13 protein-coding genes are annotated in these 18,613 nt (G+C 57.5%); 8 read left to right on the top strand and 5 right to left on the bottom strand.

Annotated features, from left to right (window positions below):
* Positions 1–33 precede the first annotated feature (33 nt).
* From C8N30_RS15575 to lpdA, 5 genes are all read left to right on the top strand, one after another.
* Positions 34–3,546 carry a DUF3971 domain-containing protein gene (locus C8N30_RS15575; protein WP_232222803.1) on the top strand — a complete coding sequence of 1,171 codons (3,513 nt, stop codon included), beginning with the start codon at positions 34–36 and terminating at the stop codon, positions 3,544–3,546.
* Positions 3,547–3,556: 10 nt separating this feature from the next.
* The gene (queA, locus tag C8N30_RS15570; RefSeq protein WP_025061868.1) at positions 3,557–4,621 is read left to right on the top strand and encodes a tRNA preQ1(34) S-adenosylmethionine ribosyltransferase-isomerase QueA; all 1,065 of its coding nucleotides are present in this window, start codon (positions 3,557–3,559) and stop codon (positions 4,619–4,621) included.
* 72 nt (positions 4,622–4,693) lie between these two features.
* Positions 4,694–5,965: an MFS transporter gene (locus C8N30_RS15565; RefSeq protein ID WP_025061869.1), complete on the top strand. Its 1,272-nt coding sequence runs from the start codon at positions 4,694–4,696 to the stop codon at positions 5,963–5,965.
* 168 nt (positions 5,966–6,133) lie between these two features.
* Positions 6,134–6,718, top strand: a complete 585-nt coding sequence (locus C8N30_RS15560) for a DUF924 family protein (protein WP_025061870.1) — start codon at positions 6,134–6,136, stop codon at positions 6,716–6,718.
* 151 nt (positions 6,719–6,869) lie between these two features.
* Positions 6,870–8,264 (top strand): dihydrolipoyl dehydrogenase, encoded by a 1,395-nt coding sequence (gene lpdA, locus C8N30_RS15555; RefSeq protein WP_025061871.1) that lies wholly within the window; start codon positions 6,870–6,872, stop codon positions 8,262–8,264.
* 75 nt (positions 8,265–8,339) lie between these two features.
* On the opposite strand, the gene C8N30_RS15550 is transcribed toward lpdA, so the two are convergent.
* Positions 8,340–9,191 (bottom strand): DUF4394 domain-containing protein, encoded by an 852-nt coding sequence (locus C8N30_RS15550; RefSeq protein ID WP_025061872.1) that lies wholly within the window; start codon positions 9,189–9,191, stop codon positions 8,340–8,342.
* A gap of 171 nt (positions 9,192–9,362) precedes the next feature.
* Here C8N30_RS15550 and C8N30_RS15545 point away from each other — a divergent pair, with 171 nt between their 5' ends.
* The 3 genes from C8N30_RS15545 (at position 9,363) to uvrA (ending at position 14,049) form a co-directional block, all read left to right on the top strand.
* Positions 9,363–9,926 (top strand): methyltransferase domain-containing protein, encoded by a 564-nt coding sequence (locus C8N30_RS15545; RefSeq protein WP_025061873.1) that lies wholly within the window; start codon positions 9,363–9,365, stop codon positions 9,924–9,926.
* A 16-nt stretch (positions 9,927–9,942) separates the two neighbouring features.
* Positions 9,943–11,097 carry an MFS transporter gene (locus tag C8N30_RS15540; RefSeq protein ID WP_025061874.1) on the top strand — a complete coding sequence of 385 codons (1,155 nt, stop codon included), beginning with the start codon at positions 9,943–9,945 and terminating at the stop codon, positions 11,095–11,097.
* 81 nt (positions 11,098–11,178) lie between these two features.
* Positions 11,179–14,049 carry an excinuclease ABC subunit UvrA gene (gene uvrA, locus C8N30_RS15535; RefSeq protein WP_025061875.1) on the top strand — a complete coding sequence of 957 codons (2,871 nt, stop codon included), beginning with the start codon at positions 11,179–11,181 and terminating at the stop codon, positions 14,047–14,049.
* Here the strand turns inward: uvrA and C8N30_RS15530 are convergent, their stop codons facing one another.
* The 4 genes from C8N30_RS15530 to C8N30_RS15515 all read right to left on the bottom strand — a co-directional run bounded on the left by C8N30_RS15530 (position 14,050) and on the right by C8N30_RS15515 (position 18,542).
* Positions 14,050–15,387 (bottom strand): MmgE/PrpD family protein, encoded by a 1,338-nt coding sequence (locus tag C8N30_RS15530; RefSeq protein ID WP_025061876.1) that lies wholly within the window; start codon positions 15,385–15,387, stop codon positions 14,050–14,052.
* A 75-nt stretch (positions 15,388–15,462) separates the two neighbouring features.
* The gene (mmsB, locus tag C8N30_RS15525) at positions 15,463–16,356 is read right to left on the bottom strand and encodes a 3-hydroxyisobutyrate dehydrogenase (protein WP_037967846.1); all 894 of its coding nucleotides are present in this window, start codon (positions 16,354–16,356) and stop codon (positions 15,463–15,465) included.
* A gap of 12 nt (positions 16,357–16,368) precedes the next feature.
* A complete protein-coding gene (locus tag C8N30_RS15520; protein ID WP_025061878.1) occupies positions 16,369–17,400 on the bottom strand; it encodes an enoyl-CoA hydratase/isomerase family protein in 1,032 nt (343 codons plus the stop codon).
* A complete protein-coding gene (locus tag C8N30_RS15515; protein ID WP_025061879.1) occupies positions 17,400–18,542 on the bottom strand; it encodes an acyl-CoA dehydrogenase family protein in 1,143 nt (380 codons plus the stop codon). Before C8N30_RS15515 ends, C8N30_RS15520 begins: the two co-directional genes overlap by 1 nt.
* Positions 18,543–18,613 lie beyond the last annotated feature (71 nt).

The raw sequence follows: 18,613 nt of genomic DNA, 5'->3' as shown, positions 1-18,613 counted from the left end.
TCATAGTAGAGCAGTGGCCGGAAAATCCAACCGATGCCGCGCAAACTTGTCGCGCCGACCAGCGTACCTCGACGAAATGGCACCGTAATGGTTGCCCCCGTATCCAGTGACCGGAACCTGATGGCCGATTCCACCCCTCCTGTACTTCCCGAAGTGGCCAAACCGGCAAAGCGTAGGAAGCCGCCACATCGCAGGCGGGGCTGGTTCTTGCTTATGGTCGGATTGTTCAATGCGGTCTGGTCGCTGCTGGTTATGACGGCCTTGGCCGCAATCGCCGCTGTCTACTTCTTCTATGACCGCCCTGTTGTGTTGCCCGACTGGGTCGATACCCGCATCGAGGAGCGTCTCGCCGCCGAGTTTCCGCTGGTAAAAATCACCTTCGGCGAGGTGCGCCTGCTCATGCAAGAAGGCTGGCGCCCGCGTGTGCGTTTGCGCAATGTGGCGGTATCCGGTCTGGACGGAAGCGAACTGATCCGCCTGTCGGAGGTTCGTATCCGCCTGTCGATGGACGCGCTGCGCGGCGGAAAGGTCAAGCCGGCGGAGGTCGCGATCCAAGGCGTGTTTGCTACAGTTATTCGGGAGCAGGATGGTAGTTTTGCCCTTGTCACAGACTTTGCCAGAGGCGGAAAAACAGATGCAAAGGGTGCGCCGCTGGGCCGCGTGGTGCAGGGGATTGATACCGTTTTGCTGCAGCCCGGCATCGCCGATCTTGCTTATGCCGAAGTGCGTGGCCTCACCTTGCAATTTGTCGACCGCAGGGCAGGAACCAGCTTTACCGTCGATGGCGGCCGCATGATCGCAGAACGGGCGGATGGCGCACTCCTCGCTAGCGCCGATTTCGCGGTTTTGGGCAGCGGCAACACCGCGACGACACTTTCGGCAAACTATACCAGTGTGATTGGAACGTCCGAAGCTCAGTTTGGCGTTCGCATCGACGATGCGCGCACAACCGATTTTGCATCCCAAAGCCCTGCATTTGCGTGGATGGGCGCGCTGAGGGCACCGATCAGTGGCGCGGTGCGATCAGGCGTGCGCGCGGATGGGACGCTCGCCCCGCTCAGCGCGACACTCCAGATCGGCGCAGGCGTAGTTCAGCCTAACGAGGCCACGCAACCTATCCCGTTTGATGGCGCGCGCACATATTTTACCTATGATGCCGCTCTTGGATTGCTGGAGTTCGACGAGCTGTCGGTGGACAGCAAATGGGTCACTGCACGGGCCGAGGGCACAGCCTCACTCACAGGTCTGCGCGACGGCGCGTTAGAGGCGTTGGTGGGACAGTTTTCTGTCACCCAGTTGCGCGCCAACCCCCTGGGCCTTTACCCCGAGCCGGTGGAGGTGACAGGCGCAGATATTGATTTCCGTTTACAAACCAAACCTTTCAAAATCGACATCGGACGGCTCGATATCTTTGATGGCCCCCAGACGCGACATGCCTTCGGCACGCTGACCGCCCAACCAGAAGGCTGGCAGGTGGCGCTTGATGCGCGAGCGGATGCAATCGATGCAGACCGGATCGTAGAGCTGTGGCCGAGAGCGTTAAAAACCAAAACCCGCGACTGGCTCGCGGCAAATCTTTTGGCTGCTGATATCACTAACGCTGACTTTGCTTTTCGCCTTTTACCGGGGCAAAAGCCGCGCACTTATCTTGCATTTGACTATCAGGCGGCCTCGGTAAAATTTTTGCGTACGCTGCCGCCTCTGACGCAGGCCCGTGGTCATGCCAGTATGGATGGTAAACGCTTTGTTGTTTCCCTCGACGAAGGTGAGGTCAACGCAGAGGTCGGTGGCACGGTATCGGTCACGCGGTCGTCGTTTATTCTCCCCGATCTGGGAGTGAAGGGCGGCACCCCCGCAATTGTCCGGCTTAACGCCCGCGGCCCGCTCACCGCAGCACTTTGGGCGCTGGATCAACCGCCGATGGGTGTGATGGGCAAGACCGGTCTGCCGGTAGACATTGCCGACGGCGAGGCAGTTGTGAACGGAACGCTCGCCTTTCCGCTGATCAAGGGGGGCAGTCCGGCGGATGTGGTATTTGATGTCACCGGCGATCTGGTGAACCTCAGCAGTGACAAGCTCATCAAGGGGCGTACCCTCGATGCGCCGCGCATGGCCCTCATCGCCAATAACAGTGGCGTCGAGATTTTCGGCGCGGGCACACTCGAGGGGGTGCCGTTTGACGGCCGCTGGCAGCAGCCTATCGGTGCGGGTTCGCAGAAAAGTAGCCTTCGCGGCTCCGCACAGTTAACGCCCGCAGGGCTGTTAGCGTTCAATGTGGGTCTGCCGGAGAAAATGATGACAGGCAGCACCGCCGCCACCGTCGGCATTGATTTCGAGCGTGGACAGGCGCCGCGGATGACCTTGCGCTCTGATTTGCGTGGCGCAACCTTGCAAATCCCGCAAATCGGCTGGCGTAAGGCCTCCGGTGAGGCCGGGAAGCTTGATATGGCGATCCGGCTGGGCGCGCAGCCCGAGGTGACGGCAATATCGCTGAGTGGTGCAGGCCTTAACGCGCAGGGCACGATTACCTTGGCGCAGGGCGGCGGGCTGGGTGTGTTGGAGCTGAGCCAGCTTCAAATGCTGGATTGGCTTGACGTGCGCGCAGCATTGGTCGGGCAGGGGGCTGGGCGCGCTCCGCAGGTTGTAGTGCGCAGCGGCCGCCTTGATCTGCGCACAGCGAGTTTCGGTGCACAGGGTGGCGGCAGTAGCGTTCCGCGCGCATCAGGCACGCCCGCACCGCCCATGCGCGTGGTGCTAGACCGCTTGCAGGTGACCGATACGCTTTGGCTTCAGGGGCTCGCAGGCGAGTTCGGGACCGCAGGCGGTCTTGATGGTCCGTTCGAGGCCCGGGTGAACGGCGGCACAGGTGTGTCGGGCCGCGTGGTTCCGCAAAACGGCCGCACAGCAGTGCGCCTCACGTCGGCGGATGCTGGCGGGGTGCTACGCTCGGCCGGTGTGGCGAAACAGGCGGTCGGTGGCAGTCTCGATCTGTCATTGATCCCTGTCGGCAGCGGCGGTGCCTTCGATGGACAACTGAGCGTAGAGGGTATCTCGATCCGCGATGCCCCTTCAATGGCAGCGCTGGTCAACTCGCTCTCGATCGTAGGGCTGGTCAACGAGATGAACGGGGACGGCATCTATTTTGACGAGGTAGAGGCCGCGTTCCGCCTCAGCCCTAACCGCATGACCCTCACTCAAGGCAGCGCGACAGGTGCATCGCTTGGTCTGTCGATGGACGGAGTGTTCGAAACCGACACTGGCCAGATCGCAATGCAGGGGGTCGTGACGCCGGTTTACCTGCTCAACGGAATCGGTTCTATTTTGACGCGCAAGGGCGAAGGGTTGCTTGGCTTCAACTACAGCTTGAGCGGGAACGCAAAAGCGCCCGCAGTCTCGGTTAACCCGCTGTCAATTCTTGCACCGGGCGCGCTGCGCAATATATTTCGCGCGCCCCTCACAGAGGCGCCGCAGGTTGACGGCGAAACAGCGCCTGCACCGCAGGAACCTGCGCAAACGCCCGTTGAACGCCGCTACGAAGGGCGCTAGAGGCAGCGGCATGAAACTAAGTGATTTTGACTTTGACCTGCCCGAAACCCTGATTGCCGTGCGCCCTGCGCAGCCGCGCTCATCTGCGCGACTGTTGGTGGCAGAAGGCGGCAAGATCCATGATGGCCATGTAACCGATCTGACCAAATGGTTGCGCGCCGGTGACCGGCTGGTTCTGAATGATACCCGCGTCATTCCTGCGCGCCTTACAGGAGTGCGCCACCGCGACAGCGCCCAAGGGCCCGTAAGTGCGAAGGTCGAGGTGACTCTGCTGGAACCGCAGGCGGAAGCGGGCGTATGGTCTGCCTTGGTCAAACCGCTCAAAAAGCTCAAACCAGGCGAGGATGTGATTTTTTCCGACAATCTGCGTGCCACTTTGGTCGGGGTCGCGGACGGTCAGGGATATCTTCGGTTCAACCTTGAGGGCGATGATTTTGACACGGCCTTGAATGCCGCAGGAGCGATGCCGCTTCCGCCCTATATTGCCGCCAAACGCCCCGCGGATGCACAGGACAAGATCGATTACCAAACCGTCTGGGCCAAAAACTCCGGCGCGGTTGCGGCCCCGACGGCCTCGCTGCATTTCGATGCGCCCCTATTGGAAGTGTTGCGCGATATGGGGGTCGTGTTTTCCTACGTCACGCTGCATGTGGGTGCGGGTACTTTCCTGCCGGTAAAGGTCGACGATATTTCCGAGCACAAGATGCACGCCGAATGGGGGCAGGTCAGTGCACAGGCCAGCGCCGAGATCGCCGCGACCAAAGCTGCCGGCGGCCGCGTGATACCTGTGGGAACGACCGCCCTGCGCCTGATCGAGACAGCAGGCAAAGGCGGCACAATTACCCCGTGGGAGGGCGATACGGACATCTTTATTACGCCCGGGTTCATCTTTAACGTGGCTGACGCATTGATGACCAATTTCCACCTGCCACGTTCGACCCTGATGATGCTGGTATCGGCGCTGATGGGCGCACAGACAATCCGTGATATTTATTCCCATGCAATTAACGAAAACTATCGTTTCTTCTCTTACGGAGATGCATCACTCCTGATACCGCCGCGCAAAAGCGACTGATCTGGTCGCTCTTAGACCGCGAAACGACCCTCGCCTCCTTGTAAGGAGAGGGAGCAATCAAAGGAACATATCATGTGGCAAGTCCTCACCAGTGCTTGGGCCCTTCTGTTCGGCATGTTCCTGCTGATGCTGGGCAACGGCATGCAGGGAACGTTGTTGGGTATTCGCGGCGACATCGAGGGGTTTGATACCTTTGCGATGTCGATTGTGATGTCGGCCTATTTCGTGGGATTCCTCGGCGGTTCGCGGCTTGCACCACTAATGATCAAGCGGGTGGGCCATGTGCGTGTATTTGCTGCACTGGCCTCAGCGATTTCTGCGGTAATGATTCTTTATCCAACATTCCCGCACGTCTGGGTCTGGACACTGGGGCGCGTTCTGATCGGGTTCTGCTTTTCTGCGGTTTACGTCACGGCGGAAAGCTGGCTCAACAATGCTGCGGATAATTCGAACCGCGGTCAGGCGCTGTCGCTTTATATGATCGTCCAGACACTGGGCATCGTGACGGCGCAGGCGCTGCTTCTGGTTGCGGAGCCTGACGGGTTTGTATTGTTTGTGATCCCCTCGGTGCTGGTTAGCATGGCAATCACACCGATTTTGCTGTCGATCAGCCCCACTCCCGCCTTTGCGAGCACTAAACCAATGAGCCTCAAGTCGTTGATGGATGCATCACCGTTGGGCTGTGTGGGGATGTTCATTCTGGGCGGTATCTTCTCGGCGCAGTTCGGGATGTCCTCGGTCTATGGCGCCGAGGCGGGGCTGAGCGTTGCGCAGATCTCTACGTTTGTGGCGACCTTCTTTATTGGCGCGGTATTTTTGCAGTACCCCATCGGGTGGATCTCCGACCGCATGGACCGCCGCTATCTGATTATTGTGGTGTCGGTCGGCGGCGCGCTTGGGTGTCTGTTGGGTATGGTTCAGGGCCACATCTTTACGCTTTTGCTGGTGTCGGCATTTGTGATCGGGGGCATGGCAAATCCGCTTTACTCCTTGTTGATTGCCCACACTAACGACTTTCTCGATCATGATGACATGGCCGCAGCCTCTGGCGGATTACTATTCATCAACGGGCTGGGGGCCATTTTGGGGCCTGTGATCACAGGTTGGATGATGGGCACCTCGCTGGGGCCTGGCGGGTTCTACCTGTTCACAGGCGTCTTGTTTGTCGTTTTGGTCCTCTACGCGATCTACCGCTCGACCGTACGTGCAGCACTTCCCGCTGACGAAACGGGCTCCTACGTGCCAATGGGTCCGACAGGGACAAGCGTTGCGATGGAGATCGCACAGGAATACGCCATCGAGACCGAATTGGAGACCGGAGACACAACGCAAAAACCTGAATAACCGCGGTGGTCAAATGGCGACTTCCCGCCACCGATAGGAAACAAATTCCCTATCTGCGGCGATGATTGCGCTAAACATGACCGGACTGTTGCAATTCGTGAGTATGCCTTTTCGTGATTTTATCGTTACCTTAACGGGTTAGCATTTTTGCATGAGAAGGAAATCGTGATGGTGGCTCCCGAACAGGTGCTCGAATTCTGGCTGGACAAAGTTGGACCAAAGGGCTGGTACGCCGTGGATGAGGCGGTCGACGCTGAAATCCGTGAGCGGTTCATGACCACTTGGGAGGCGGCAAGGGCAGGCGGTCTAAGCCTGTGGCTGACCTACCCTTCAGGTGCGTTGGCCTACCTTATTCTGACCGATCAATTTTCCCGCAACATGTTCCGCGACAATGGCACTGCTTTCGCGCTTGATACAGCAGCGCTTGGCGTTGCCAAGCTGTCGATCTGCAAAGGCTGGGATCTCAAGATTGACGCCGCCGCGCGCCAGTTTTTCTACCTGCCCTTGATGCACTCCGAAAACCTGTGTGATCAGGATCGTTGCATCCGCCTCATGGTCGAGCGGATGCCCCCTTCAGCAGCGAACAACCTTCTTCAAACGCAGGCACACCGCGAAGTTATCCGGCAGTTTGGTCGCTTTCCCTATCGCAACGATGCTCTCTCGCGGCAACCCACGCGCGGCGAGCAGGATTATGCTGCAAAGGGTGGCTATGGTCATACCCTGCGACAGCTTCAGGCCGATGTCGCTGCCTAAAGCCTGAGGGGCGGTAAATCTTCAAAGCCCGCGTGCCAAAGGATGCGCGGGCTTTTGCTTGGCAGGGATGCCGCCGACACCATTGCGACACTGCACACGATAGTTTAACGGTAAACTATATATTTTTCCGCAAACCGGCGCGAGGTGACCCATGGCTGACACATCCTTTGATCTCATTGTTATTGGTGCTGGACCGGGGGGCTATGTGGCGGCAATCCGGGGTGCACAACTCGGCATGAAAGTCTGCATCATCGAGCGCGAGAACCTCGGTGGCATCTGCCTCAACTGGGGGTGTATCCCGACAAAGGCAATGCTGCGCTCGTCCGAGGTCTTCCATCTGATGCACCGCGCCAAGGAATTCGGTCTCAAGGTCGAAGGCATCAGCTATGATCTGGATGCGGTCGTCAAACGCTCCCGCAGGGTGGCGGGCCAGCTTTCGGGTGGCATCGGCCATCTGATGAAAAAGAACAAAGTTACTGTTATCATGGGGGAGGCGACCATTCCCTCCAAGGGCAAGGTCAGCGTAAAGACCGACAAGGATACCCAAGAACTTACTGCCAAAAATATTGTGCTGGCTACCGGCGCCCGCGCCCGCGAGTTGCCGGGCCTTGAGGCGGACGGCAAGCTTGTGTGGACCTACCGTCACGCTTTGCAACCGCCCCATATGCCGAAGAAACTGTTGGTCATCGGTTCGGGCGCGATCGGCATCGAATTCGCCAGCTTCTACAACACGCTTGGCACCGATACGACTGTGGTCGAGGTGATGGACCGTGTTTTGCCGGTGGAAGACGCAGAAATTTCGGCCTTCGCCAAAAAAGCTTTCGAAAAGCAGGGCATGAAGATCATGCAAAAAGCGATGGTCAAAAAGCTCGACCGTGCAGGGGACAAAGTGACCGCCCATATCGAAGTGGGCGGATCTGTAGAGAAACATGAATTTGATACGGTAATCAGCGCCGTCGGTATTGTCGGCAATGTGGAAAACCTCGGGCTTGAGGAGCTGGGCGTCAAGATCGACCGCACCCATGTCGTCACGGATGAATACTGCCGTACAGGCATCGAGGGGCTCTATGCCATTGGCGATATCGCAGGCGCCCCTTGGCTCGCACATAAGGCCAGCCATGAAGGCGTGATGGTGGCAGAGCTGATCGCGGGCAACCACGCGCATCCGGTCAAACCAGAAAGCATTGCGGGCTGCACCTATTGTCACCCGCAAGTGGCCTCCGTCGGGTATACAGAGGCGAAGGCAAAAGAGCTGGGTTTCGAGATCAAGGTCGGGCGCTTCCCGTTCATTGGCAACGGCAAGGCAATCGCTCTGGGTGAAGAAAGCGGGATGATCAAAACCATCTTCGACGCAAAAACCGGTGAGCTTTTGGGCGCGCATATGGTTGGGGCCGAAGTGACCGAACTGATTCAGGGTTATGTGATCGGTCGGCAACTTGAAACCACCGAAGAAGATCTTATGAATACCGTCTTCCCACATCCGACCCTGTCAGAAATGATGCACGAGGCTGTTCTGGATGCTTATGGGCGTGTAATTCACATGTAGAGTTGTTGTTTCGAATTCGAAAAAAATGGCGCGAAGGAGGGGACCTTCGCGCCATTACCGTCTTATGGCATCAATTTAATTAATCTTCGCTGCAAATCCGCTAAAGCCACCCATGCCTGTATCGCCCATCAACGTTGCGGCGCCTGTCGCAAGGTCAATCTGATAGATGCCGGATGTCTCTGAGCCTTCGGCACCCAGAAGTGCAATTGCGGTGTCTTCGCCCGCCGCTGCCGAGATGATGTCAAAGCCACCCATATCGGACACATCAAACGGTGCACCGTCAAGTGTCAGGGGAGCAACAGTGGCCAGCGTGCCTTCGTTGTTGGCCAGCGTCACGAGCGCATCAAGGCCGGCATCAATCGCATACTGTGCTGTTGTTTCCTGCTTTGCGCCATTGACCGCATTTGTGTAGGCGTTAGCAAATATCAACGGTGTTGCACCGGCATTTACGTCGCCTTCAGCATAGGCCAGATCGGTGAAACGCTTGACTGTGTTGGCGCGCTCGTCTGCAAATTCTTTCGGGAAGTAGACAACGTTTACACCGTCGGAGGACACAGCACGTACCGCGTCAATCGCGTTGTTAAAGTCGAGTGCAACAGCAGCGTCATCTGCCATCGTGACATCATCACCAAATGTAGCGCCCGTGTCTGTCAGCGCACCGGTTTGGGGATCAATGGTATAGATCATTCCGGCTTTGGAAAACCCGACCAGATCTCCCGTTACAGGACGGTAGGCGATTGCATCAACTGTACCACCAGTCAGGACAACTTTTGTAGCGCCTGCGGGTGATGCCATATCGGTGAATACTACAATCGCGCTGCCTTCGTCGATCAATCCGTACCCTGTTGTTGTGGCATGACCTGCAGCAAAGGCCGAGCCGGCAGCCAAGGAAAGGAATGTAGCGGTGGAAACTGTCTTGAACGTCATTTTGTGTCCTCGTTGATGTAGCAAAGCAGATTGCTTCTGATCCATTCACGATACTTCCTGATTAAAAGTTTCAGGCATTTTTGGGAATTTCTTGACGAACCGCAAATCATGCTGGAATTTGACATGCTCTATTAGCTGGACCGTACTGCAGCGCGCTGGCATAGGTAGGACATGGTAAGCATAAATCGTGTTGTAATGGGGCCCGCATCGCGCGGGATGATTCAGGAATTGAACCCTCCGCGCCTCAAGGTCGCAGAGATTTCAGGGCATTACGGCCAACAGTTCGATTTTAAAAGCTACGAGCAGTTTCGCTTTCCGGAATATGACATCTGTGCAGGTCCCTATATTGATTCCGAGACAGGGAAACCGCGGAAATTCGATCTGATCCTCGCCAATCAGGTTTGGGAGCATCTCGACCGCCCCTACACGGCCACAAAACATGTCCGCCAGATGCTGAAAAAGGGCGGCAAGTTCTGGGTGGCGGTGCCGTTTTTTGTACCCTTTCATGCAGCGCCGATGGACAACTCCCGCTGGTCTGCGCGTGGGCTCAAGAATTTCCTTATCGAATGCGGATTTGAAGAGCATTTGATCCAGTCCTTCCAGTGGGGCAACCGCCATGTAGCACGCCGCAATCTCGAGGAAAATTGGCCTCCCGAATACATCGAGGGCGAGGATGATATCGAGGATGATCCGATGATGCCAATTTGCGCTTGGGCGATGGCCGAGCGGAGCTGATGGACTGCCCGACGCAATGACCGGATCATGGCCGCTTATCATTGCGCTCTGGGGCGCCGGCCTCGGCGCGGCAATGCAATACGCGAAAATTGCTGTTATCTTTGATTTACTTGACGGCATATACCCCGGCGCAGGGCCCGTTCTGGGCTGGTTGGTGTCTGTTCTGGGTTTCATCGGGATATTGCTGGGTGCGGTTGCGGCCATGCTCGTCTCCAAGGTGCGCTACCGCCGGTCGCTTCTGGGCGCGCTCTGGCTCGGGGCTGCTGTCTCATTAGGCCAGGCGCTTTTGCCACCGCTGCCCGTTATGCTGGCGCTGCGTCTGGTTGAAGGGGTGTCCCATCTGGCCCTTGTCGTTGCGGCCCCTACACTCATTGCGCAGATCGCCACAGACAATCAGCGCGGTCTGGCCCTCACCCTATGGGGGACATTCTTTGGCGTGGCCTTCGCACTAATGGTATGGCTGGGCCGTCCGATCGCAATCGGAGCGGGCATCCCCGTACTCTTTGCACTTCACGCCGCTTATATGGCGGGTTTCGCCCTCTATCTCAGTCCGCGATTGAGGCGGCTTCCGGACACGGGTGAGGTGATGGAAATTTCGCTACGCACCATACTGGCGATCCACGTCACTATCTACCGTTCTGCCTACATCAGTGCGCCTGCGGTTGGGTGGTTGTTTTATACCTTCTGCTTTGTGTCGATCCTGACTGTTCTGCCGCCGTTTCTGGACCCGTCACATCGCGGTTTGGTGATCGGCTCAATGCCATTGGTCAGTATCGCCGTCTCGATGACCTTCGGGGTGGTGATGTTGCGGATCATGGCAGCGGTACGCGTGGTGATGATCGGCTTTGCCTTGTCGGCCCTGTGCATGATCTGGCTTTTTGTGGTCCCTGCTGGGGTTCTGGCTTGCCTGACGCTGGCGGGTGCACTCGGCCTCATTCAAGGGGCCAGTTTTGCCGCGGTGCCTGAGTTGAACGCCACCGCCGAGACACGCTCGCAAGCAAATGGTGCAATGGCCCAGATGGGCAATCTGGGCAACACGCTCGGGACACCGGTGATGGCCATGTCGCTGGCCGGATGGGGCTACGCCAGCCTGCCGGTTATTGCCGGGTTTGCCTTTCTGCTTGGCCTTGTCATGCACATTCTACTGACAGTCTTGCGCAGAAACGCTTGATGTTTACCGTTTGTTCACTTTTTTGCATTGGAGAATCCTGTTGCCGCACCTATGTGAGGTAGGAATGACGGGGGTCTTACCATGGCTGAGCTGAAACACATCGAAGTGCGCGGCGCGCGCGAACATAATCTCAAAAACATTGACGTGGATATTCCACGCGACCAGCTGGTGGTGATCACGGGCCTGTCCGGTTCCGGTAAATCCAGCCTAGCGTTTGATACGATCTATGCCGAAGGTCAGCGCCGCTATGTCGAGAGCCTGAGCGCTTATGCCCGCCAGTTCCTTGATATGATGCAAAAACCTGACGTGGACCATATCTCCGGTCTGTCTCCTGCGATCAGTATTGAGCAAAAAACGACATCGAAGAACCCGCGCTCGACCGTGGGTACAGTGACCGAAATCTACGACTACATGCGCCTGCTGTTCGCGCGTGTGGGTACGCCCTATTCGCCCGCAACGGGCAAGCCGATTGAGGCGCAACAGGTTCAGGATATGGTCGACCGGATCATGACAATGGAGGAGGGGACGCGCGCGTATTTGTTGGCCCCCATCATCCGCGACCGCAAAGGCGAGTATCGCAAAGAGTTCGTTGAGCTGCGCAAGACGGGCTTTCAGCGGGTCAAGGTGAACGGCGAATTCTACGAACTTGACGAGCCCCCCACACTGGACAAAAAATTCCGTCATGACATTGATGTTGTTGTGGACCGCATCGTGGTGCGCGAAGGGCTCGAGACGCGGCTAGCCGATAGTCTGCGCACCGCACTCGATCTGGCCGATGGCATCGCCATCCTCGAGACAGCCCCCGCCGAGGGTGAGCCTGAGCGCTTCACCTTTTCCGAAAAATTTGCGTGTCCTGTCAGCGGGTTTACCATCCCCGAGATTGAGCCGCGCCTGTTTTCCTTTAATGCTCCTTTCGGGGCCTGCCCGTCGTGCGACGGTCTGGGCAAGGAGTTGTTCTTTGATGAACGGCTTGTCGTACCCGATCAGAACCTCAAAATCTATGACGGTGCGCTCGCCCCTTGGCGTAAAGGGAAAAGCCCCTACTTCAAGCAGACCATCGAAGCGATTGCAAAGCATTACGGCTTTAGCCCATCGGCAAAATGGAAAGATATCGATCCTAAAATCCAGCAGGTGTTCCTTTATGGCTCCGGCAAGGAGGAAATCAAATTTCGCTATGACGAAGGTGGCCGCGTCTATGAAGTGAGCCGCGTGTTCGAGGGGGTTATACCCAATATGGAGCGCCGCTACCGCGAGACCGACAGCAACTGGATCCGCGAAGAGTTTGAGCGCTATCAGAACAACCGGGCTTGCGGCACCTGCGAAGGCTACCGCCTCCGGCCTGAGGCGCTCGCCGTCAAGATCGGCGCAGGCGATCAACTCCTGCATGCGGGCCATGTAGTACAGATGTCCATCCGCGAGGCTTATGAGTGGTGCAACACCGTCCCCGATGTATTGACCGTGCAGAAAAACGAGATCGCAAAGGCGATCCTCAAAGAAATACGGGAGCGTCTCGGATTCCTGAATAATGTTGGATTAGAATATCTTACGCTTGCTCGTTCAAGTGGTACATTAAGTGGCGGCGAGAGCCAGCGGATCCGCCTTGCCAGTCAGATCGGCTCTGGTCTTACCGGTGTCCTCTATGTTCTCGACGAGCCTTCTATCGGCTTGCACCAGCGCGACAACGATCGCCTGTTACTTACCCTCAAGAATCTGCGCGATCAGGGCAACACGGTGATCGTGGTCGAGCATGACGAGGAAGCCATCCGCGAGGCCGATTATGTTTTTGACATCGGGCCGGGCGCAGGTGTGCACGGCGGGCAGGTGGTAAGCCATGGCACGCCCGAGCACGTGGCAAACGACCCCAATTCGCTGACCGGTCAGTATCTCACTGGCAAGCGCCGGATTGAGGTTCCTACCCAGCGCCGCAAAGGTAACAAAAAGAAGATCCAGGTTGTGAAAGCTACCGGAAACAACCTGCAGAACATCACTGTCGACTTTCCGTTGGGGCAGTTTGTTTGCGTCACAGGTGTATCGGGCGGGGGGAAATCCACGCTCACGATCGAGACACTGTTCAAAACCGCTTCTATGAACCTGAATGGCGCGCGCCAGACACCGGCACCATGCGAAACGATCAAGGGGCTTGAGCACCTCGACAAGGTGATCGACATTGACCAGCGCCCTATCGGGCGGACGCCTCGCTCCAATCCCGCAACATACACGGGGGCCTTCACGCCAATGCGCGAATGGTTTGCAGGTCTGCCGGAGTCAAAGGCGCGCGGGTACAAGCCTGGGCGGTTCTCGTTCAACGTCAAGGGGGGGCGCTGCGAGGCGTGTCAGGGCGACGGCGTCATAAAGATAGAAATGCATTTCTTGCCTGACGTCTATGTCGAGTGCGAAACCTGCAAGGGAAAGCGCTATAACCGCGAGACGCTAGAGATCAAATTCAAAGGCAAAAGTATTGCTGATGTCCTTGATATGACAGTGGAAGATGCGCAGACGTTCTTCACTGCGGTACCTTCGATCCGCGAAAAGATGGACGCACTGATGCGGGTTGGCCTTGGATATATCAAGGTTGGTCAGCAGGCCACGACCCTGTCTGGGGGCGAGGCGCAGCGCGTAAAGCTTTCCAAAGAATTGAGCAAACGCTCAACGGGCCGAACCCTCTATGTCCTCGACGAGCCAACAACAGGTCTGCACTTCGAGGATGTCCGCAAGTTGTTGGAAGTACTTCATGAGCTGGTGGATCAAGGCAATTCGATTATCGTAATCGAACATAACCTCGATGTGGTAAAAACAGCCGATTACATCATTGATATTGGCCCCGAAGGTGGCGATGGAGGCGGACAGGTGGTGGCAAAAGGCACACCCGAACAGGTCGCCGAGGTCGAGGCCAGCTATACCGGTAAATACCTCAAGCCGATGCTGACCCAACACGTTGCTGCGGCCGAGTAATCACGGTGCTGTCAGGCAAAGATCGAGCAGGCGGCTGAACCCGCCTGCATCCAGACTGTCAAAACGCCCCGATAAATCGGCCAGTTCTTTCGCCCGTGTCCTCCCCAGAACCGGATCACAGAACAGGTGGAATTTGTCCGAAATCTCATCATCGCTTAGCGGATGGTCACGATCGCCTCGAGGGCTTCGCGGGGGGGACGTGAACTGCCGCCCGTTCGTGGTGCGCAGCGTCACCTCGGCCCATCGTTTCCCTACAGAAATCTTTGTGTAATGCGCATCGTCGATGAGGTTTGTGGCCAAACTTACGCGCAAAATCTCTGGGTCATTCAGCGTTTCTGGCTGTAATTCGGCAACGCCGATCTGGCCGCGCACGATCATGCAAGCCACGGGAAATGCGATGGAATAGCTGAACTCGTCCAATGTTTTAGGCGTATGACCGGCAAGGCGGGTGGCATTGTGGAAAGTTCTGATTTCAACCCCTGCAATATCGGCCGCCACCAATCCATGCTGCGCCATAAGCTCAGCCGCTGCATCAATCGAGGGGTGCGCCCAGCGACAACAGGGATAGGGCTTGTAGCTGGTGTCTTCGACAGTGCGCCACGCTACACCAAAGTCCGCCCAGAACTCCGGTACCTGCTCACAGGTAAGGGCAGGCGCGCCGGTAAACCCTTCGCGCGCCAGATAAGCCGCAGTCAGACCCGATGGCGCGCCCCAACCGACGCCATCGCGCAGCATGGTGGGATGATCAATGCAGCGCATCATTTGGCTACGAGGGCCGTGAAACTCCCCGATTCCTGCCGCATGGCGTATTTGCCCGCGGTCCAGACCCAATACTACGGCAGCTGCCGTTGCAACGCCTGTCGAGGTCCATGCGCCGGAGGTGTGATAATCTGCACATGTCGCGTGTTGCGCCAGTCCGGCGCGGTAGCTTACTTCATAGGCTATAGCGAGCCAGATCGCGAAGTCCCTGCCGGTCACAGGCACCTGCGACGCATCGGCGAGGGCCAGCAAGGCGGGGAACACTGCTGATCCGGCATGACCTTTGCACGGCGATGTGGTGTCGTGGGCGTCAATCGCATCGACCGTGAAAGCGCCCGCCATGGCAGCACCTACAGGGCTTACGTGTCCGCCATGCAGCATGATCCGCGAGGTGCCCGCACCGCCCACCCCGAACAAGGCCATAGCGCCGCGCCGCGCAATACCGGCCATTTCAGTGGTCGAGGCGACAGCCGCTGTGCCCATCGTATCTGTAAACGACCTTCGTAAGGTCCAAAGCAGGTTCTGTGGCAGATCATCGTAGCGCAGGCCGGCCGCAAACGCGTCAAAGGGTAGGGGCATCGTCGATTCCTCCGATGTGGTCCGCCTTAGCCTAGGCGAGCTTGCCGCGCGTAAATGCCGTTTTGCGACATTTTCTCACGGTTTTTCGCGGCTCCGGCTGCGAGCGGCCAGTCGCGGAAGCATGGCAGAAAAGTCGCGGCCCTTGCCATCCTCTACCTCGACGAACTCCGCATAAAGCGCATGCGCAAGCGCGCCCATAGGGGTATCGGCGTCCACGGCCTGCGCTGCCTGCTGGCTCAGGCCCAAGTCTTTTAGCATTAATTCAGCTGCAAAACCGGGCTTGTAGTCATTGTCGGCGGGCGATTGCGGCCCGACCCCCGGTGCGGGGCAATAGGCATTCATCGACCAGCTATAGCCCGAAGAAGTGCTCACAACGTCAAACATTTTTTGCCGGTCGAGCCCCAGCTTGTCGGCCAATGCAAAGGCTTCGCATGTTGCGATCATAGTGGCGCCAAGGATCATGTTGTTGCATATTTTTGCGGCCTGACCGGATCCTGCTGCACCGCAATGCACGGCCTTCTGACCCATAATATCAAACAAGGGCTGTGCTGCTGCAAACGCCGCGTCCGTCCCGCCGGTCATAAACGTCAACGTACCCGCCGCAGCACCACCAATGCCCCCCGACACAGGTGCATCCACAAAGCCGAGGCCCATTTCCGCCGCTTGTGCACCTACGTCGCGGGCACTATCTACGTCCACGGTTGAGCAATCTATTAGCGTGGCACCTTGCTTCATCGCAGGTAAGACCTGCGCCGCGACACTGCGCAATATCGCTCCGTTCGGCAGCATGGTGATGACAAAATCGGCCTCCGCGCAGGCGCTATCGGCGCTCTGTGCGACACTGACCCCTTCCGCCGTGGTCCCTGCGGTGTCATATCCCTGCACTTTATGGCCTGCCTGCGCGAGGTTGTGCGCCATCGGTGCGCCCATATTTCCAAGGCCGATAAACCCGATTGTAAAGCTCGCCATGTGGTTCTCCTATCAGAGTTTGAGTGCATTCGGTCCCAAAGGACGCAACATTTTCGAGACGGCCGCCATGGGCACATCGCTATCCGCAAATTGCCACGCCGGAGCGCGGTCTTTGTCGATGATTGCGGCGCGGATACCCTCGAGGAAATCACCGTGCTCCATCGCCCGCGCAGTAAAGCGGTACTCAAGGTCGAGCGCCTTTTCCATTGTAAGACTGGGGCCGCGCAACCTGTGGATCATCTCCACCGTGCAGGCCATCGACAAAGGTGCGTTGCGCCCCATCAGTTTAATCGCGGCTTGTGCAAATTCACTCCCGTCCGCCCTCAGCGTGCGAACGATATCTCCCAGAGTTTCGCCCGCGAACAAATCATCAATCTGCGGGTTACAGCTGCGTAATGTGCCTTCGGCGGGCGCAGTAATTTGAGCATCAAGGCACGTCGTGTCACCGCTCTCTTCAAGCTCGGTTATCAGGTCTGCCCACATTAGCTCTGGAACGTAGTGGTCTGCAAAGCCTGCATAAATTGCATCATCCGCACCCATCCGCGCCGCAGTTATTCCCAGATATTCACCCAGCCGCCCCGGCGCCAGCGCCAGCATCAGTGAACCTCCCACATCCGGCACCAGCCCGATGCCACATTCGGGCATCGCGATCTGGCTGGTTTCGCCGACAATCCGGTGGGTACCATGGCATCCGATGCCGACACCGCCGCCCATGGTAAACCCTTGCAGGAATGACACCACCGGCTTCGTATAATTGAATATCAGATTATTGAGAGCGTATTCGTCTGCCCAGAATTTCTGACCATAAGTATAGTTTCCCTTAGTGCCGGTCTCGTAAAGCTCTGCTATGTCACCCCCCGAGCAGAAGGCGCGCGGGCCTGTCGCGTCAATCACCACCAACGATACTTCAGCACTGCTCTGCCAATCAGTAAGCGCCTGTCTGATGGCCAGACACATCTCGTATGTCATTGCATTCAAGGCCTTAGGGCGGGTCAGAGTAATGCGCCCCGCCTTGCCAATAATGCGTATATCTATATCGGACATCAGCGATTTTTCAACATATCGCGGGCCACGATGACGCGCATGATCTCGTTGGTACCCTCAAGGATCTGGTGCACCCGAAGGTCACGCACCAACTTTTCGATCCCGTAATCCGCCAGATAGCCATAGCCACCGTGCAGTTGCAGGCATTGATCCACAATCCGGCTGCCGGCTTCGGTCACGAACTTCTTGGACATAGCGCAAAACTTCGTCGCGTCAGGCGCACCGTTATCGAGTTTCCATGCTGCTTGGCGCAAAAATACCCGTGCCGCCTGAAGCTCGATCTCCATATCGGCGAGGCGGAATTGGAGGCCCTGAAACTGGTCGATCGGCTGACCAAATGCCTTGCGCTCCCCCATATAATCGAGCGTTTTGGTAAGCGCGACCTGCGCCGCTCCGAGCGAGCAGGCGGCGATGTTCAGCCGCCCGCCATCGAGCCCCATCATCGCATATTTGAAACCTTTTCCCTCCTCGCCTATCAGATTTCCTGCGGGAATATTGCAATCGTCGAATTGCACCTGCGCCGTTGGTTGGCTGCGCCAACCCATTTTATCTTCCAAACCGCCGAAACTGAGGCCATTTGTGCCATCTTCAACATACACCGTCGAGACGCCGGCCGCACCACCCTGTGCCGTGCGGACCATGCAGACGTAGGCATCTGAATATCCGCCGCCCGAAATGAACGCTTTGGTCCCGTTGAGGGTGTAACCTTCGTTAGTCCGGTCTGCCCGCGTCTTCAAAGCTGCTGCATCCGATCCCGACCCCGGCTCGGTGAGGCAATAGCTGAGGACGGTATTCATCGACAGAACGTCCTCCATGATCTGCGCCTTGAGATCGTCGGAGGCAAAACTGTCGAGCATTTTTGCGCACATGTTGTGGATCGATAGGAACGCCGCGACCGAAGGGCAAGCCATCGAGAGCGCCTCGAATACCAGCGTAGCATCAAGCCGCGACAGTCCCGCGCCACCGCCTTCTTCTGAGACGTAAAGCCCGCCAAAGCCAAGTTCGGCGATCTTCGGCCAAAGCTCTTTTGGGATCGTTCCGTCCTTTTCCCACACTTGGGCGTGGGGCGCGATATGCTCCTGCCCAAAGGCATGCGCCATGTCAAAAATGGCTGTCTGTTCCTCGCTAAGTGCGAAATCCATATCGTCCTCCCGAAATTCTATGTGCGCAGAGTATTTGGCAAATCTTTCGAGAGTTTGTCAAAGCAATCACA

Source organism: Sulfitobacter guttiformis (genome assembly GCF_003610455.1).
Lineage (GTDB): Bacteria > Pseudomonadota > Alphaproteobacteria > Rhodobacterales > Rhodobacteraceae > Sulfitobacter > Sulfitobacter guttiformis.
Note: the sequence above shows the minus strand (reverse complement) of the source record. Positions and strands in the feature narration are given on the sequence as shown.

Coding starts and splice junctions, on each gene's coding strand:
- C8N30_RS15575 (WP_232222803.1), top strand. CDS start 34: ATGCCGCGCAAACTTGTCGCGCCGACCAGCGTACCTCGACGAAATGGC.
- queA (WP_025061868.1), top strand. CDS start 3,557: ATGAAACTAAGTGATTTTGACTTTGACCTGCCCGAAACCCTGATTGCC.
- C8N30_RS15565 (WP_025061869.1), top strand. CDS start 4,694: ATGTGGCAAGTCCTCACCAGTGCTTGGGCCCTTCTGTTCGGCATGTTC.
- C8N30_RS15560 (WP_025061870.1), top strand. CDS start 6,134: ATGGTGGCTCCCGAACAGGTGCTCGAATTCTGGCTGGACAAAGTTGGA.
- lpdA (WP_025061871.1), top strand. CDS start 6,870: ATGGCTGACACATCCTTTGATCTCATTGTTATTGGTGCTGGACCGGGG.
- C8N30_RS15550 (WP_025061872.1), bottom strand. CDS start 9,191: ATGACGTTCAAGACAGTTTCCACCGCTACATTCCTTTCCTTGGCTGCC.
- C8N30_RS15545 (WP_025061873.1), top strand. CDS start 9,363: ATGGTAAGCATAAATCGTGTTGTAATGGGGCCCGCATCGCGCGGGATG.
- C8N30_RS15540 (WP_025061874.1), top strand. CDS start 9,943: ATGACCGGATCATGGCCGCTTATCATTGCGCTCTGGGGCGCCGGCCTC.
- uvrA (WP_025061875.1), top strand. CDS start 11,179: ATGGCTGAGCTGAAACACATCGAAGTGCGCGGCGCGCGCGAACATAAT.
- C8N30_RS15530 (WP_025061876.1), bottom strand. CDS start 15,387: ATGCCCCTACCCTTTGACGCGTTTGCGGCCGGCCTGCGCTACGATGAT.
- mmsB (WP_037967846.1), bottom strand. CDS start 16,356: ATGGCGAGCTTTACAATCGGGTTTATCGGCCTTGGAAATATGGGCGCA.
- C8N30_RS15520 (WP_025061878.1), bottom strand. CDS start 17,400: ATGTCCGATATAGATATACGCATTATTGGCAAGGCGGGGCGCATTACT.
- C8N30_RS15515 (WP_025061879.1), bottom strand. CDS start 18,542: ATGGATTTCGCACTTAGCGAGGAACAGACAGCCATTTTTGACATGGCG.